The 13,644-nt window shown below is 63.1% G+C and carries 16 protein-coding genes; 3 read left to right on the forward strand and 13 right to left on the reverse strand.

All coding sequences use genetic code 11. From position 1 onward, the window contains the following. Positions 1 to 623: 623 nt before the first annotated feature. Positions 624 to 3,539, reverse strand: a complete 2,916-nt coding sequence (locus ABRP24_RS09660) for a phage tail tape measure protein (RefSeq protein ID WP_349848595.1) — start codon at positions 3,537 to 3,539, stop codon at positions 624 to 626. Between the two features lie 434 nt (positions 3,540 to 3,973). On the opposite strand from ABRP24_RS09660, the gene ABRP24_RS09665 reads away from it, so the two are divergent. Continuing rightward, positions 3,974 to 4,921 (forward strand): DUF4062 domain-containing protein, encoded by a 948-nt coding sequence (locus tag ABRP24_RS09665; RefSeq protein ID WP_197019643.1) that lies wholly within the window; start codon positions 3,974 to 3,976, stop codon positions 4,919 to 4,921. Between the two features lie 207 nt (positions 4,922 to 5,128). Here ABRP24_RS09665 and ABRP24_RS09670 read toward each other — a convergent pair whose 3' ends face one another. From ABRP24_RS09670 to ABRP24_RS09715, 10 genes are all read right to left on the reverse strand, one after another. Further along, on the reverse strand, positions 5,129 to 5,662 hold the full coding sequence (locus tag ABRP24_RS09670; protein ID WP_027466086.1) for a hypothetical protein: 534 nt from the start codon (positions 5,660 to 5,662) through the stop codon (positions 5,129 to 5,131). Further along, positions 5,659 to 6,063, reverse strand: a complete 405-nt coding sequence (locus ABRP24_RS09675; RefSeq protein WP_081827351.1) for an excisionase family DNA-binding protein — start codon at positions 6,061 to 6,063, stop codon at positions 5,659 to 5,661. Before ABRP24_RS09675 ends, ABRP24_RS09670 begins: the two co-directional genes overlap by 4 nt. Further along, a complete protein-coding gene (locus ABRP24_RS09680) occupies positions 6,060 to 6,509 on the reverse strand; it encodes a hypothetical protein (RefSeq protein WP_155896864.1) in 450 nt (149 codons plus the stop codon). The genes ABRP24_RS09675 and ABRP24_RS09680 overlap by 4 nt, the downstream gene beginning before the upstream one ends. Beyond that, the gene (locus tag ABRP24_RS09685; RefSeq protein WP_027466085.1) at positions 6,499 to 6,915 is read right to left on the reverse strand and encodes a hypothetical protein; all 417 of its coding nucleotides are present in this window, start codon (positions 6,913 to 6,915) and stop codon (positions 6,499 to 6,501) included. Before ABRP24_RS09685 ends, ABRP24_RS09680 begins: the two co-directional genes overlap by 11 nt. Positions 6,916 to 6,923: 8 nt before the next feature. Then, a complete protein-coding gene (locus ABRP24_RS09690; RefSeq protein WP_349848598.1) occupies positions 6,924 to 7,073 on the reverse strand; it encodes a hypothetical protein in 150 nt (49 codons plus the stop codon). Then, positions 7,070 to 8,128: an AAA family ATPase gene (locus tag ABRP24_RS09695; RefSeq protein ID WP_349848600.1), complete on the reverse strand. Its 1,059-nt coding sequence runs from the start codon at positions 8,126 to 8,128 to the stop codon at positions 7,070 to 7,072. Before ABRP24_RS09695 ends, ABRP24_RS09690 begins: the two co-directional genes overlap by 4 nt. Continuing rightward, entirely contained in the window at positions 8,125 to 8,427 is a 303-nt protein-coding gene (locus tag ABRP24_RS09700) for a hypothetical protein (RefSeq protein ID WP_349848602.1), read from the reverse strand. Before ABRP24_RS09700 ends, ABRP24_RS09695 begins: the two co-directional genes overlap by 4 nt. A gap of 283 nt (positions 8,428 to 8,710) precedes the next feature. After that, positions 8,711 to 8,935, reverse strand: coding sequence for a hypothetical protein (locus tag ABRP24_RS09705; RefSeq protein ID WP_349848604.1), 225 nt, complete (start codon positions 8,933 to 8,935; stop codon positions 8,711 to 8,713). Beyond that, the gene (locus ABRP24_RS09710) at positions 8,935 to 9,351 is read right to left on the reverse strand and encodes a hypothetical protein (protein WP_349848606.1); all 417 of its coding nucleotides are present in this window, start codon (positions 9,349 to 9,351) and stop codon (positions 8,935 to 8,937) included. Before ABRP24_RS09710 ends, ABRP24_RS09705 begins: the two co-directional genes overlap by 1 nt. A gap of 357 nt (positions 9,352 to 9,708) precedes the next feature. Beyond that, positions 9,709 to 9,921, reverse strand: a complete 213-nt coding sequence (locus tag ABRP24_RS09715) for a helix-turn-helix domain-containing protein (RefSeq protein ID WP_349848608.1) — start codon at positions 9,919 to 9,921, stop codon at positions 9,709 to 9,711. Between the two features lie 121 nt (positions 9,922 to 10,042). On the opposite strand from ABRP24_RS09715, the gene ABRP24_RS09720 reads away from it, so the two are divergent. Both ABRP24_RS09720 and ABRP24_RS09725 read left to right on the forward strand, forming a co-directional pair. Beyond that, entirely contained in the window at positions 10,043 to 10,498 is a 456-nt protein-coding gene (locus tag ABRP24_RS09720) for a hypothetical protein (RefSeq protein WP_349848610.1), read from the forward strand. Continuing rightward, a complete protein-coding gene (locus ABRP24_RS09725; RefSeq protein WP_349848612.1) occupies positions 10,498 to 11,589 on the forward strand; it encodes a site-specific integrase in 1,092 nt (363 codons plus the stop codon). Before ABRP24_RS09720 ends, ABRP24_RS09725 begins: the two co-directional genes overlap by 1 nt. On the opposite strand, the gene ABRP24_RS09730 is transcribed toward ABRP24_RS09725, so the two are convergent. Next, positions 11,570 to 11,962, reverse strand: coding sequence for a DUF779 domain-containing protein (locus tag ABRP24_RS09730; RefSeq protein WP_349848614.1), 393 nt, complete (start codon positions 11,960 to 11,962; stop codon positions 11,570 to 11,572). The two genes, ABRP24_RS09725 and ABRP24_RS09730, sit on opposite strands and share 20 nt — an antisense overlap. Next, complete coding sequence (locus tag ABRP24_RS09735) at positions 11,962 to 13,503, reverse strand: aldehyde dehydrogenase family protein (RefSeq protein ID WP_027465714.1); 1,542 nt, start codon at positions 13,501 to 13,503, stop codon at positions 11,962 to 11,964. The genes ABRP24_RS09730 and ABRP24_RS09735 overlap by 1 nt, the downstream gene beginning before the upstream one ends. Between the last annotated feature and the right edge of the window lie 141 nt (positions 13,504 to 13,644).

Consider the following 13,644-nt stretch of genomic DNA (forward strand, 5'->3'; position numbering starts at 1 on the left):
CGCGATCTACCAAGGGACAATGGCTTGAGCACCGACATCTGGCTCGGCGCGGCCCTCGGGTTTGGAACCAATTTAATCACATCCCTTCTTGTATGGGGCGTGTCTCGTTGGGCGTACAACAAGCGTCGAGCCCCCGCCTGGAAGCTAACGCACCTCCACGACGACATCTGGACACTCCAACGCTTGGTCGGCCCAAGCGCCGAGCGCGTTCAAGCGACTCCCTGGGGAGCGGGACCCGCAAGCCCAAGCCTCGTCACACTAAATGACCTGCAAACGTTCGGGCTAGAGAATCCCACCCCGGAGTACAGATGGCAACGGCAAGCCATGCGGAGGGGCGGATCGAATTCGTTCGAAATCTCCAGTGAGGGTTTTGCCTTCCGGTTAACTTGGTATAGCCGGAAAAAGCGCTACTACTGCAGCATGCTTCCAATCCGTGCTGAAAGCACGTTTGCTACTCCCGCCGACATTGTCCGCGACAAGGATCCTGATTGGGTCGACTACTTTCAGTGGGATCCTTACTGGGACTACGACCCGGCCACTGTTGCGCCGTATCTCGGAAGGAGAAAGGCGATATAAGCCGCGCTGGCTCAGTCTCAACCGGGCCAGCGCGGCTTATCATATGATCAGCGACCCCCTCGAATCTTCGTACGCAGCAGGAACATCGCTTCGGCCATGTCTTTCTGCTGGTTCCCGGACGACGGGAACGAGAACGCGACTGACTGCGGCCCGTCATAACCAGCTGCCTGCACCGGCATCGAGAAGTACGGAGCGGCTGGCTGCGTGGTCGGGATGTTGAACCCACCCGACGCGAACGCCTGCAGCCGCTTACCCGTCTCTTCCCACACCGCCAACGACCTGGCACGCTTTGACGGCGCTAGCGGGATGTATGCCTCACCGCCTGTCTCCGGTTCAGCCCACACCCGCCATGCACCCGCAGGCGCAATCTCCGCAAGGTGGTCTTCACGCATGCCACCATCGGCGTAGTAATCGACCAGGCCGCCGTCAGCCTTCGTCACACCACCAGTCCACGACGACGCCGGGCTGTCGTTCGTGGCCTGCACCGAGATGCGAACCACGCGCCCATTGTTCAACGTGATCAGGTTGTTGATCTTGTTCTGCGCATCCGACGTTTCCGCCAAGATCTTGATGTCCTTCGACGACGGCAAAGCGAACACCTGATCGGCGAGCTTCTTCACCTCAGCCTTGTTGAACCCCGCCGCAGTAGCCGACTCGATGAACTTCGCACGCTGATCACGCAGCGTCGCAATGTACTTGTCCGCAGCATCCTTCGACGACATCGTGGACGAATCCACCTGGAACTGCGCCTTAGCCGCCTCCTGCGCCTTACCGGCCACATCAGACAGCATGGACGCGTTCGCGGAGCCCGACTCCGTGCTCTGATCCAGCGACAACTTGAAGCCGTCGAGAGTCTTGTGCGACTCTTCGTACGCTTCCTTCTGTCGCTCAACCTCTTCGGAAATACCGGCTAGGCCAGCCTGGTAGTCGGCGTTCGACGACACCGCGTCCTGGTTCGCGCCATTGACGTCATTGAATGACTCGAGCAGCTTGTTCAGCTGATCGGTGAGCTGCTCAACCTTGTCCTGCTCTTCCAGGTACGCATCGCCGGTTTCCTTGGCGACCGTCGCGGAGTCTTCCTGGGCCAGCTTGAGCAGGTTGTGCATGCTGTCCGACTCACCCAAAGCGGTCGCCTGCTCGGTCAGCGCCTTCTTGTAGGCAGGCATCGCGTTCAGCAGGGTCTCGAGCTGGCCCTTGGATCCGTCGGTCTCCGCGGCAAGCAGCGAAAACGCATGCTGGGCAGTCGGGAGGTCCGTGGCCGCCAGCACACCAAGCTGCTCACCGACATCCTTGATGGCGTCCGTGGCTCCGAAGTAGTCGGAGCTGAAGCGGGCCATGACGTTCTTGTTGCGTTCCTCGATGTTGTCGAGCACCGCCGGCAGGTCCTTCAGCTGCCCGGCAACATCAGCCGTCCAGTACTTGAAGCCCTTGCCCTGAGCTGCCGTCTCAAAGACATCCGACGCGTCCTTGGCCGTGACGAGGCTGTTGGTGAGCTCATCCGAGCTGGCCTGCAGCGACTCGATGTACTTGCTCAGCAGGTCCACGCCTACCGTCGCTGCGGCCAGAGCAACACCCCACGGACCGGTCAGGAACGTCGCCACTGCCTTCATGGCAGCACCCGAACGCGTGACAGCCCCACGGACCGACTCGACACCCTTCGACACTGCAGGGATCGATGACCCCTGCAGCGTGTCGAGCGCCAGCTTGAATTCAGCGATCTTCGGGACCACCAGCAGGAAGCCGCCCGCAGCAAGCGCAGCAGCGCCCGCGATCGCCGTCAGAGTCAGCGCCGTGGACTGAACGATCGGCGGAGCGTCCGAGAACGCATCCACCATGCTTGTGACCAGCTGCACCAGAGGGCGCAGCGTGCCATCAGCAGCCGCACCAGCCTTGATGGCGGCAGTATCGAATGCGCCGCCCAGCTTCTCGAGGTCGCCAGCCAGGTTGTCCTGCATGATCGCAGCAGTCTCAGCGGCGTACCCGGAGTCGTTGACCTTGTCGATCCACCCCTGCACACCCGACTGTCCCTGCTCGAACAGGACCGACGCAGCACGCACAGCATCCGCGCCGAAGATCGTCTTAAGGGCAGCGTTCTGCTGCTCAACAGACATGCCCTTCAGCGCGTCCTGCAGAACCCCCGCGTACTGCGCAAGACCAATGAAGTTGCCCTGCGAGTCGTACGCGCTGATGCCAAGCTGATCCATCACATCAGCGGCCTGCTTCGAGTTCGGAGTCAACGCCTGCAGCATCGACTTGAACGACGTGCCGGCGTCGGAACCAGTCAGGCCAGCCTTAGCGAATGCCGCCAGCCCGCCAGTGGTTTCCTCGATCGAAAGACCCGTCTGGTTCGCAACCAGACCAGCCTGGTTCAGCGCCTCACCGAGATCATGTACGGTGCCCTGCGCCTTGCCTGCACCAGCCGCAAGAAGGTCGGCGATGTGGGGAACTTCCGAACCGGACTTGCCGAACTGCGTCATCGCGGTTGCAGCGGTCTCCGCCGCTTCACCAACATCGAGCGACCCCGCCGCAGCGAGATCCAGCGAGCCCTTCAGGCCGCCGTTCAAAACGTCCTTAGTTTGGATACCCGCCTTCGCGAGCTCTTCGATGCCACGAGCAGCCTCCTGAGCAGAGAACGCAGTCGCGCCCCCAGCATCAATCGCCGCATCACGCAGCAGGTTCATGTTCGCGGCGGTCTCATGCGTCGCCGCCTGCACCGCAGACATCTGCTTGTCGAACTCGGTGTACTTCGCCACCGCAATACCCACCGCAGCAAGTGCAACGGCGCTGAAGGCCGTCAGACCCCGGCCAACCTGCTCCATCGCCTGGTTCTGCTGCTCAAAGCGCTGCTTGGCGTCCTCAGCGGACTTCGAGACCTTGCGGTTCGCAGCTTCCGCTTGTGCGAACCCCTGCACGTAGCCGGCAACCTGAGCGGTCAGCGTTACGCTCGTGTTCCTTTCGACCATTCCTTCATCTCCAACCGGAGAATCAAGGCGCACAAAAGAAACCCGCCGGAGACCCGAGCGCGCCGAGACTTCTCATCTCGTTCACGCCCGGGTGGTTTCCGGCGGGCTTACTTACAGGTCAATTCTACCTTGGAAGAGGACAAAAAGATCATCTCTAAACTTCGCGGGAGCCACTTGCGACGCAATATTCAGTTATTCCCCGAACTGCACCCAGGGCCTGCCCCGACCCCCAGGTGAAATCCGAGCATGAGCTGCGAGCACAAGCGGCCTAGCCGCCGCGCCGACGCCACAAGCAACTCTCTCCAGCGTTCCCAGCGGAACGTGTTGTTGAGATGGGGCAAGCTCGGAACCATCCAAAGTCGTGCGGCGTGGGCCTTGCCGAGTGGCCGCGGAAGCGACAGGATCAACCCATGGATCGCCTATATCGAGTCTTCGTGAGCTCCACGTTCACCGACCTCATCGAAGAACGACGGGAGGTGATGCAGGCATTGCTGGAACTCAACTGCATGCCGGCGGGCATGGAGCTTTTTCCATCCTCCGACGCCCAACAGTGGGACATCATCGAGCGCATACTTCGCACCTGCGACTATTACATAGTGATAGTCGGAGGTCGATACGGTTCGACGACAGAGGAAGGAATCAGCTACACGGAAAAGGAGTACGACCTGGCGAAATCCATAGGCATTCCGGTTCTCGGTTTCATTCACGGCAACCCTGACGACATTCCAGCAGGCAAGACGGAACTGGACCAAGAAGCTCGCGAACGCCTACAGGTATTTCGTGAGAAGGTGCAAGGCAAGCACATCAAGAAGTGGACAAATGCCGATCAACTTGGAGCAGTGGTATCCCGGTCACTTACCCAGGAGTTTCAAACCAACCCCCAACCTGGCTGGGTAAGGGGCGGGCATGCACTAACCCCCGAGATCGAAACCGAATTGCGCAACCTCCGTGCCGCGAAACGCGAGGGAATGTTGATACCCGTGGCGGGTGACGGGCGCACTCTCAAGCAAGGCAGCGACACGTACTCCATCAAGATGCTTTCACGGTTCGGTTCGAACGAGCCCGGGGATATATTCGAGCGGGACGCTACCTGGGATGACATCCTCATCGCTGTCGGTGATCGCCTGCTTACAGAAGCCTCAGACTCGACATTGCGTTGGGCCATTTGCATTCGATTCGGTGAGATTGACTGGGACGCCCATGAGGAGGTCACGCTCACCCAGGAGAGCTGGCAGCAAATAGTCCGGCAGTTTCGAGCTCTCGGCTATATCGAACTTGGTGTTCGAGAACGGCCGATAAATGACCATGATGCGTACTGGAGGCTTACACCCACTGGCGAAGCGCATCTGTCATCAATTATGGCGCTATACCGGGAAGAATGAAGGAGCCACCCCGTCGATGCTCGAGCCGATGGTCTGCATGTAAGAGTGCGAAACGCTGGCGCGGCTCGGGCATCGTGGAAAAACTGCCACGGACAGAAGTCACCTAGCCCCGGAGGGATTCCTGGCGGCGCTGAGGGGGCCTCCGCCCACCCTCAGCGCTCACTGTGGGAGTCGCGTTGGGAGCACTGAGGGCATCTTCGGCGGAGTTCAGACCATGTACGCCATCGTGCGGCTGAACGACTCGTTGAGATGCTGCGCGAGGATCTGGATCTCCTTCGCGGTCGTCGCAGCGTCAGGGTGCTCGGCGGTGAACTGCTGGGCCACGCCGTTCCACCCCTTGTCGATGGACTTGCGGAAGAGTGCGTGGGCGAGGGTTCGGTCGTTGCTCCGAATGGCGAGGCCCATGAGCCGTGCAGCATCGTCGGCGTCGTCCAGTCGGTCGGCTCGCTCCTGTGCGTCTCGGAAGGCGATCAGGTCGGTTGGGCCGGAGCCAATCTTGGCGTCGAGCTGCGTCTCGAGGCTGCGGAGGTGGTTCTTCACCAGCTGAACCTCCTTGTCGCGGAGGGCGTTCGCACGGCTGCGAGCGCCGGCCACAACCTCTTCCGTCTGGTGCCGCTTGCCTTCCTCGGACAGAGTGACGTTCGCGGCAATGTCCTTCTTCTGCTGCTGCGTGTACTTCTGGAGGCGTGATGCCTGCTCGCGCAGGTCGTCGAGCTGGGCGTCGAGTGCGTCAAGGCTCATGGTGTTCCCTTTCGTGCTTTGAAGTGCGCGAGTTGTTCTCGGTTGATTCGGTACGCGTGACCGACGGTATTCGCTTGTAGGCGGTTCTCGCGGATGGCCTTACGGATCGCTCGGTCTGTTATCGCGAGGGCATCAGCTGCCTGCTTCGTGCTGAGCCATTCCAATTGTGGAGGCAGTTCCGCATCCGTCGCATTCTTAGTTCCGGTGGCGGACTCGCGCCAAGACAGTGCTGCGACCTTCAGCGCAATCAACGTCTGATCGATTTCTGGATTTTCGCCGCGGTGATTTGCGTGGTAACGATCTAGTTCCGCGTATCGAAGCAACCAAGCGGCAGCCCGCCCAGTCACGAGCACTACAGCTCCGTCCACGCCGTGCACCATCTCCCGCGCCTGGCGGATCATGAGTCCGCCTTACTGTCGACGAGCTCTGGCCGATAACGGTTAACGTGAATCCTGATACTTCCGCCGCCCTCGTTGGGGTGTTCTCTGTCCTGCTTTTGGTGGTCCCGCTTGAGGGCCGCTCTCTTCGCGCCAACTTTCGACGCCGCAGGGGCTTCTTGCTGCTTCCTGCAGGATCGCTCGTCTGCTCTTTCGCCGGACTCGTTGTTGCGGTGAACGGGGTTTATTACGGAGAGCTGGTCGCCCCGTGGGAAGGCGTGGCCTGGATCGCTTTTATCCTCGACCTGGCAGTGACCGCTGTCTTCCTCTTCGCTCTTGTCCAGCAGGACAACGATGAGTTGGCTGCGAATAACGACCCAGAAGCGCAGGCCCGAGCGGAAGGGTTTGCGCTTCGCCAGCGCCTTCAGCAGACCTGGTGGGGTCGCCGCTATCTCCAGTTCACGCGTCACGGTCGGCGTCTTCCGAAGCTCCCTTGAGCATGCCCCACCACGCACGAGCGGCGGACCGCATGTCGAAGTCGCTCGCGTCGGTGATCTTGTACGCGGGCTCGAGGTACAGGACGGTGAGGTGCAGGGTGACTCCGAAGAGGACGTCGGGCCAAGCGTCGGAACCGAGTGTGTGGTCCACGTGCCATTTGTGCTTGGAGACGATGGCGCTGAGCTCGGGTGGGTTGTCCGACGTAGCGGCGAGCTCGGTGGCGAGCGTGAACGCTGCGAGGCCGATGGATCCCATGCCGGCGACGCTGCTGGGGCTGCCGTCCTCGTCTTCGTAGAGCTGACCGGCGAGTGCCCGGTTGCCCGCCGCTTCAAGTTCGCTGAGGTAGGTGTCAACCCAACTCTTGCTGTCGTTGGTCATCGTTTGTCCTAACGGTCGTAGTGCAGCCCGAAGGCTGGGTGGTTGAGTCGCGGGCACGTCTCGTCGTGCTCGAGGACGGCATGGGTGATGCCGGGGCCGGAGATGTCGATGACTGCAGTGGCAGAGCAGTCGGGGCAGGCGACGGTGATCGGGTTCATGCCACGCCCTCGAACATGTCGCTCTCGTAGGGGGTGTTAGAAGCGTTAGGAGTGTTATAACCGTCTTCGGAACTAACAGATCTAACGGAACTAACAGCAGGGCCATACAGGCCCCGTGCTGGCTTCAAGATGCGCTTCGCGTCGACCGCGCGCTTGAGGTAGACGTCGAGCTGCGTCACCGGGATCGTCGGCAGCAGGTGCTGAATCTCCTGACGGGAGACGGGAGCATCGGCCTGGTAGACGACGCCGATGATGTCGGCCATCCGATCCCCCACTCCTGCGGACACCTTGATTGCGTCAGCAGCAGCGCGGGCAGCTTCCAGCCCTCCGCCGTTGAGTGCCCAGGCTCCCGAGTCGGACAGCAGCAGTGCGTACTCGCCCTCTTTCGCATCGCGCGAGGTGACGTGCAGTGTCGCGCTCTGCTCTTGTCGCTCACGGCGCAGCACCAGCACAGTGTCGGCAGCTCCTGCGATGCCCTGGGTGCCGCTCACGGCGTCCAGGAAGTCCTCTCCGCCGCTCTTTCGGGTGTGGTGGACGATGATGAGGGACGAGCCCGGTTCCGCGTCTGTGGTGGCCTTGAGCGCGCCAAGGAACTCGTAGTCTGCGGCGTACTGCGACTTCGTTGCTGCGGTACTCGGAAGTACCTTCCCGAGGGTGTCGAGGATGACGACGGGGTTCTGGTCGATGTTCCGGGAGATGAACTCCTTGATGGCAGGGATCACCTGACCGCCTTCGAGCGCCGTGACGAACTCGAGCCGCGGGGTGACCACCTCAGGGTCCAGCGTGCGAATGCGCTGCTGCAGGCGGCGGGGACCGTCTTCGAGTGCGAGGTACAAGACGGGTCGGGGCGCGCCCGTAGGTACACCGCCCAGTGCTTTCTCGCCAACGTGGAGCGAGAGCGCCAGCCCGAGCACTAGCCAGCTCTTGCCGATCTTCGGCGCTGCGACGAGCAGGGTCATGCCTTCGGGGATGATGCCGGGGACGACGTACTGAGTGGGCGGGAAGTCCTGCGCCATCAGCCAGCGGGCATCGAAGGTAGTTGGGGGTCGGGTCATTGGGTCTCCTGTCCGGAGTAGATCTGGGCGCGGATTGCGGCCGCTCGTTTGGCTGCGGCTTCAGCGCCGCGATGCTTCTGCGCCTCGAGGAAGGCGTTTGTGGTCTCGTGGTCACGCGACGGCTGGCGTCGGGACACTTCGGCGTACAGCCGGTCTGCGTCGTGGTTCACCTGGTCGACTTCGGGTTGCCGTGACGCGCTCCCCTGCTCGAACGCGAAGACGTAGAACTGCCGAAGCGAGGGCGGCAGCTGCCTGAGCTCGACGACGCCAGCTGTGAGGTCGATCGCCAGCTGGTGCATGTACCGCTCTGCGGCCGGAGAGAGCTCGATGGTGTCCGGGTACGAGAAAGCCCCCTCGTCCTCGTTCTGTCGAGGATCTGGGGGCTTCCTGGTGCCGGACTGGCTTACGGCCACTCAGGCGGCTCCGGACGTTCGGCGTCTTGCGCAGCTTCGAGCAGGCAGATAGCGAGGCGTCGTGCCTGGTCCCCAGCTAGCTCCGTCAGGGGACGTTCGGCACGCAACCCCACAACGCCGTTGATGGCGAGCACCGCGAATCCGTCGACCGTCGTCTTGCCAGCCGGCATCAGGCGGCCACCTGCAGGGTCGGGACCACCATGGGGACGGCGAGAGGCTGCGTCCGCACATCGGAGACACGAGCGACGATGGCATGCGCCAATCGCAGCGCTTCGGAGGGCGTCAGGATGAGCGAGTAGCCGTCGCTGAACTGGCTCGGCTGAGCGTCGATGATCACTTCGGCGCGCCCAGTCAAAGTCGTCTCGACGTCGACGAGCTTGATCACGTCGTCCATCAGGCATCCCCCTCGACTCGCTCGAACTTCCCGGTGATGATCCCTTCCCCCGGGTCCAAGGAGTAGCCGACGAGCTTGTACAAGCCGACGTACGTCATGACGAACTCGTTCGGGCGGCTGGTCACCTCATCTTCCGGGTAGTCACCCCACTGGTACCCCGGAGTCGTGTGCAGCTGGTACTCGACCGGCGTCAGGTGACCCCATGTCGTTGCGTCGGGCATCGCGCTGATCTCTTCGCGGTTGCCCTCGTACCGGCGGTGCGTGCTGATGACCCTGTAGAGACCGTTGGGGTCAGGCTGCTTCCACTGCTTGTGGTGCCAGCCCTTCAGTTCGAGCTTCGCGGTGCCGACCCGCGCAGCTACAGCGTCCCCCGAAGGGGCGCTTGCGTGGATGTCAGTGGGGCGTGCGATGATCATGTTGTTGAGAGACAATGTCTTTTGTCCTTCGGTTTCGTGATGGTTACTGGTTGGACTTGGCCCCTGGTGTTGGCGCACCTGGGGCCTTCTTCTTGAGACGAGCACGGACGTTCCGTCCCCGTCTGGTCTCCTTCATCTCGGCTTGGCGTCCGAGGAACTTCAGGAGCTCTAGGGCGAGACGCGAGTCAAGCAGCACCGTGATGGGCTGCTTGTCGTCACGCCACGGGCCGACCAACTTCCAGTCGGCGTGCGGCGACCAATCGGCGCCCGTCAGGATGTTCCTGACGGCTTGTTCGCCAGTCGGGTCGCCGTAGGCGGGGGGCGCGAGGCTTTCGTCGATCGCGCGGTCTGGCAGGTTCAGGACGCTTCCGTGAACTGGGCGTCCAGCCAGGCGGCTACTTCATCAGCGTCGAACATGATTCGACCGCCGACCTTTGCGTGACGCGGTGCAGCCTTCGTCTTGATCATCCAGCGCAGTTGGTCCGGCGTCTTCCGAAGCAACTCTGCCGTTTCGGCGAGCTTGAGAAGCTTCCGGATCCGTGGCTGCGGAGTTGGAGTGAAGGTGGTCATCGTTGCCCTTCCTTGTCGCGGTGCTCTCGGGTGACCACCGCTGGTTCCCATTCTGCACCAAACCCCGTCGCCCTGCAACCAATCACTACCAATCGTGGTGTCGTTTCGATACCATTCCAGCATGCCCACTACTCTCAACGCCCGCATCGGCAGGAACCTTGCGCACTACCGAGGGGACATGTCGCAGCGCGAACTGGCCAATAAGGTGCGTGAGTACGGGCCCCGCTGGACTCATTTGACCGTCGCAGCCGTCGAGAAGGGTGAGCGACCGTTGCGGGCCGACGAAGTGGTTGTGCTGTTGGACCTGCTGCGGATCCCATCGTTCAAGGCTCTGATTGCTAGGGAAGAGACAACTCAGCTCTCGAGCATCCTCGAGTCATGCAAGAAGGCGCTGTTCGGCGTCCGACGAGAGTCGACCTTCCTCGTCCGGGCACGAGGAGCGCTGCAGAGCGAACTCGATCGCACTCAGGCAGGTCAACCTGACGAGCTGCTCGAGGAAGCGGCGCGCATCCTCAATGAGTCAAACGAGATGCTGGCAGCACTTGAGGCCGGCGGACAGCTCCCAGAGCGCGTCTGATGGCAAGCATCAAGCAGCGCACAAACGGCTCTTGGAGAGCTCGCTACCGAGACGACGAGGGCAAGGAGCACGCAAGGCACTTCCCCCGGAAGCGCCATGCGCAGGACTGGCTCGATGAGGTCACTACCTCTGTGCGAACCGGCTCGTACGTCGACCCCAAAGCATCGCGATCCACTCTCGCTTCGTTCTATGCGGAGTGGTCAGGTCGCCAGGTTTGGACTGAAGGCACCGTCAGGGCTGCGGACCGTGCGGTCGCGTCGTGCACGTTCCGAGACGTTCCGTTTGGGAAGCTGAAGCGCTCGCATGCGGAGTCATGGATCAAGACGCTCGAACAGGAGCTCGCAGCCTCAACTGTTCGCACCCGAGTGAAGTACGTCCGCGGCGCGCTGCGCGGCGCGATTCTCGACGGCTACCTCGGCAAAGACCCGACTCTCGGACTCCGGCTGCCCGCAGTCCGCAAGCTCGAGCACACGATGCGGATCCCAACACCGGCAGAGGTAGGTGCAATTCGAGAGCTCGCGGAGCCTTTCTTGCTGCCACTTCTCGACCTGATGGCCTTCGCCGGCATGCGCATCGGTGAAGCTTCCGCGGTTCAGGTGGGCGACGTCGACTTCATGCGCAGGACTGTCCACGTTGCGCGACAGATTCAAAATCGAACCGGCCGTCGCGAGATCTGCGCGCCCAAGCATGGGAGTGAGCGAAGCATCCCGGCCCCCGATGCGCTCATGAACCGGCTCGGCGTGCACCTGAGCGAGCACGGCGTCTACGAGGGTGGTTGGTTCCTGCCGGGCGGTCCGCCCTCGCCCGCTGCGCTTCGAGCGTGGTTCAACAAGGCCTGTGCGGCAGCAGGAGTGGTTGGCCTCACCCCGCACGACTACCGGCACTTCTACGCGTCAGGCCTCATCCGCGCTGGACTCGATGCGGTTTCTGTCGCACGAGCGATGGGGCATGCGTCTCCGACGATCACTCTCAGCATCTACGCCCATTTGTTCCCTGACGCGGCCGACCGAACCAGGTCCGCGGCTGCGGACCTGATCGGGTCGACCGAGCATTCTGCGGACGATCTGCGGACTATCGCCGCTGAGGCGTGAGCCCTAGGGCTTCCAGTTCGGGCTCCGTGAGCATGCGTGAGCGCGTCAGGAAGCGCTTCCCATCAGGACTTTCGACCGAGAACCCGCCGCCCCGACCGTCGACGACGTCGATCGTCAGGTGCGTGTACTTCCAGTACTCGAACTGCGACACCGACATGTAGACCTCGACCGGGTCCAGCCCGTCGACCTGCAACGCGCCGAGCAGGACGTCCCCCGGGCCGGTCCGGAACATGCCGACGGGGTAGCACATCGGGCTCGAGCCGTCACAGCAGCCGCCGGACTGGTGGAACATCAGCGGGCCGTGCCGGGCGGTGAGGGTGCCGAGGAGCTCCCCCGCCGCCGGCGTCACCGCGACGCGTGCGGTGTCGGGCATCAGAAGAAGCCCATCGGTCCGTCGGCGTAGGAGACGAGCAGGTTCTTCGTCTGCTGGTAGTGGTCGAGCATCATCTTGTGGTTCTCGCGCCCGATGCCGGACTGCTTGTAGCCGCCGAAGGCCGCACCCGCCGGGTACTGGTGGTAGGTGTTCGACCACACCCGCCCGGCCTGGATGTCACGTCCGGCGCGGTACAGGGTCGTGACGTCACGGCTCCACACCCCGGCGCCGAGCCCGTACAGGGTGTCGTTGGCCGTGGCGATCGCGTCGTCGTAGCCGCTGAAGGACGTCAGGGCGAGCACTGGCCCGAAGATCTCCTCCTGGAAGATCCGCATCGAGTTGTCGCCCTCGAACACGGTCGGGGTGACGTAGTAGCCGCCCGAGAGTTCGCCGCCCAGGTCGGCGCGTTCACCACCGGTCAGGAGCGTCGCACCCTCCTGCTTGCCGATGTCGATGTAGCTCAGGATCTTCTCGAGCTGGTCGTTCGACGCCTGGGCGCCGATCATCGTCGACAGGTCGAGCGGGTGTCCCTGCTTGACGGCACGGACGCGTTCCAGGCCGTCGGCGACGAACCCGTCGTAGATCTCCTTCGCCACGAGTGCCCGGGACGGACACGTGCAGACCTCGCCCTGGTTCAGGTTGAAGAACGTGAAGCCCTCGAGCGCCTTGTCGTAGAAGGAGTCCTTCTCGGCCGCCACGTCGGGGAAGAACACGTTCGGGCTCTTGCCGCCGAGCTCGAGCGTCACCGGGATGAGGCTCTGCGAGGCGTACTGCATGATCAGGCGGCCGGTGGTGGTCTCCCCGGTGAAGGCGATCTTCCGGATGTCCGGGTGCTGCGCGAGCGGTGCGCCGACCTCGATGCCGAAGCCGTTGACGACGTTGAGCACCCCGGCGGGCAGCAGGTCGCGGATGAGCTCGACGAGCACGTGGATGGACGCCGGGGTCTGCTCGGCGGGCTTCAGCACGACGCAGTTGCCGGCGGCGAGGGCCGGTGCGAGCTTCCACACCGCCATCAGGATCGGGAAGTTCCACGGGATGATCTGCCCCACGACGCCGAGCGGTTCGTGGAAGTGGTAGGCCACGGTGTCGTGGTCGATCTCGCCGGCGGAGCCCTCCTGCGCACGGATCGCCCCGGCGAAGTACCGGAAGTGGTCGATCGCGAGCGGGATGTCCGCGCCGAGGGTCTCGCGGATCGGCTTGCCGTTCTCCCACGTCTCGGCGACGGCGAGCATCTCGAGGTGCTCCTCCATGCGGTCCGCGATCTTGTTGAGGATGACGGCGCGCTCGGCCGCGCTCGTCCGGCCCCAGGCCGGGAACGCCTTCCATCCGGCGGCGACGGCGCGGTCGACGTCCGTCGAGTCGCCGCGGGCGACCTCGGTGAACACCTTGCCCGTGACGGGCGTCGGGTTCTCGAAGTACTGCCCACTGGCGGACGGCACGTACTCGCCGCCGATGAAGTGGTCGTACCGGGATCGGTACTCGACCAGGGAGCCTGGCTCGCCGGGTGCGGCGTAGCTGGTGGGCGAGGGTGCGATGGTCATGGTGGTGCCCTTTCGACGACGCTGTCGGGGCGCACGGGTCGCGCGCCTGCTCCGCACGGTACGACCGCGGGGGTTGCAGGTCGTTGCACGGTCCGGGGCTCCGACGGGTAGCGTGCTGGACACCAGCGCTGGCGATCAGGG

Origin of the sequence: Curtobacterium sp. WHRI 8282 (genome assembly GCF_040223925.2) — a bacterium.
Taxonomy (GTDB): Bacteria; Actinomycetota; Actinomycetes; order Actinomycetales; family Microbacteriaceae; genus Curtobacterium; species Curtobacterium flaccumfaciens.

Excerpts from the sequence above, each read along its gene's own strand:
- ABRP24_RS09690 (WP_349848598.1), bottom strand. The coding sequence starts at position 7,073 with ATGAACCCGATCACCGTCGCCTGCCCCGACTGCTCTGCCACTGCAGTC.
- ABRP24_RS09705 (WP_349848604.1), bottom strand. The coding sequence starts at position 8,935 with ATGGACGACGTGATCAAGCTCGTCGACGTCGAGACGACTTTGACTGGG.
- ABRP24_RS09700 (WP_349848602.1), bottom strand. The coding sequence starts at position 8,427 with ATGCACCAGCTGGCGATCGACCTCACAGCTGGCGTCGTCGAGCTCAGG.
- ABRP24_RS09720 (WP_349848610.1), top strand. The coding sequence starts at position 10,043 with ATGCCCACTACTCTCAACGCCCGCATCGGCAGGAACCTTGCGCACTAC.
- ABRP24_RS09715 (WP_349848608.1), bottom strand. The coding sequence starts at position 9,921 with ATGACCACCTTCACTCCAACTCCGCAGCCACGGATCCGGAAGCTTCTC.
- ABRP24_RS09685 (WP_027466085.1), bottom strand. The coding sequence starts at position 6,915 with ATGACCAACGACAGCAAGAGTTGGGTTGACACCTACCTCAGCGAACTT.
- ABRP24_RS09735 (WP_027465714.1), bottom strand. The coding sequence starts at position 13,503 with ATGACCATCGCACCCTCGCCCACCAGCTACGCCGCACCCGGCGAGCCA.
- ABRP24_RS09710 (WP_349848606.1), bottom strand. The coding sequence starts at position 9,351 with ATGATCATCGCACGCCCCACTGACATCCACGCAAGCGCCCCTTCGGGG.
- ABRP24_RS09675 (WP_081827351.1), bottom strand. The coding sequence starts at position 6,063 with ATGATCCGCCAGGCGCGGGAGATGGTGCACGGCGTGGACGGAGCTGTA.
- ABRP24_RS09670 (WP_027466086.1), bottom strand. The coding sequence starts at position 5,662 with ATGAGCCTTGACGCACTCGACGCCCAGCTCGACGACCTGCGCGAGCAG.
- ABRP24_RS09730 (WP_349848614.1), bottom strand. The coding sequence starts at position 11,962 with ATGCCCGACACCGCACGCGTCGCGGTGACGCCGGCGGCGGGGGAGCTC.
- ABRP24_RS09695 (WP_349848600.1), bottom strand. The coding sequence starts at position 8,128 with ATGACCCGACCCCCAACTACCTTCGATGCCCGCTGGCTGATGGCGCAG.
- ABRP24_RS09660 (WP_349848595.1), bottom strand. The coding sequence starts at position 3,539 with ATGGTCGAAAGGAACACGAGCGTAACGCTGACCGCTCAGGTTGCCGGC.
- ABRP24_RS09725 (WP_349848612.1), top strand. The coding sequence starts at position 10,498 with ATGGCAAGCATCAAGCAGCGCACAAACGGCTCTTGGAGAGCTCGCTAC.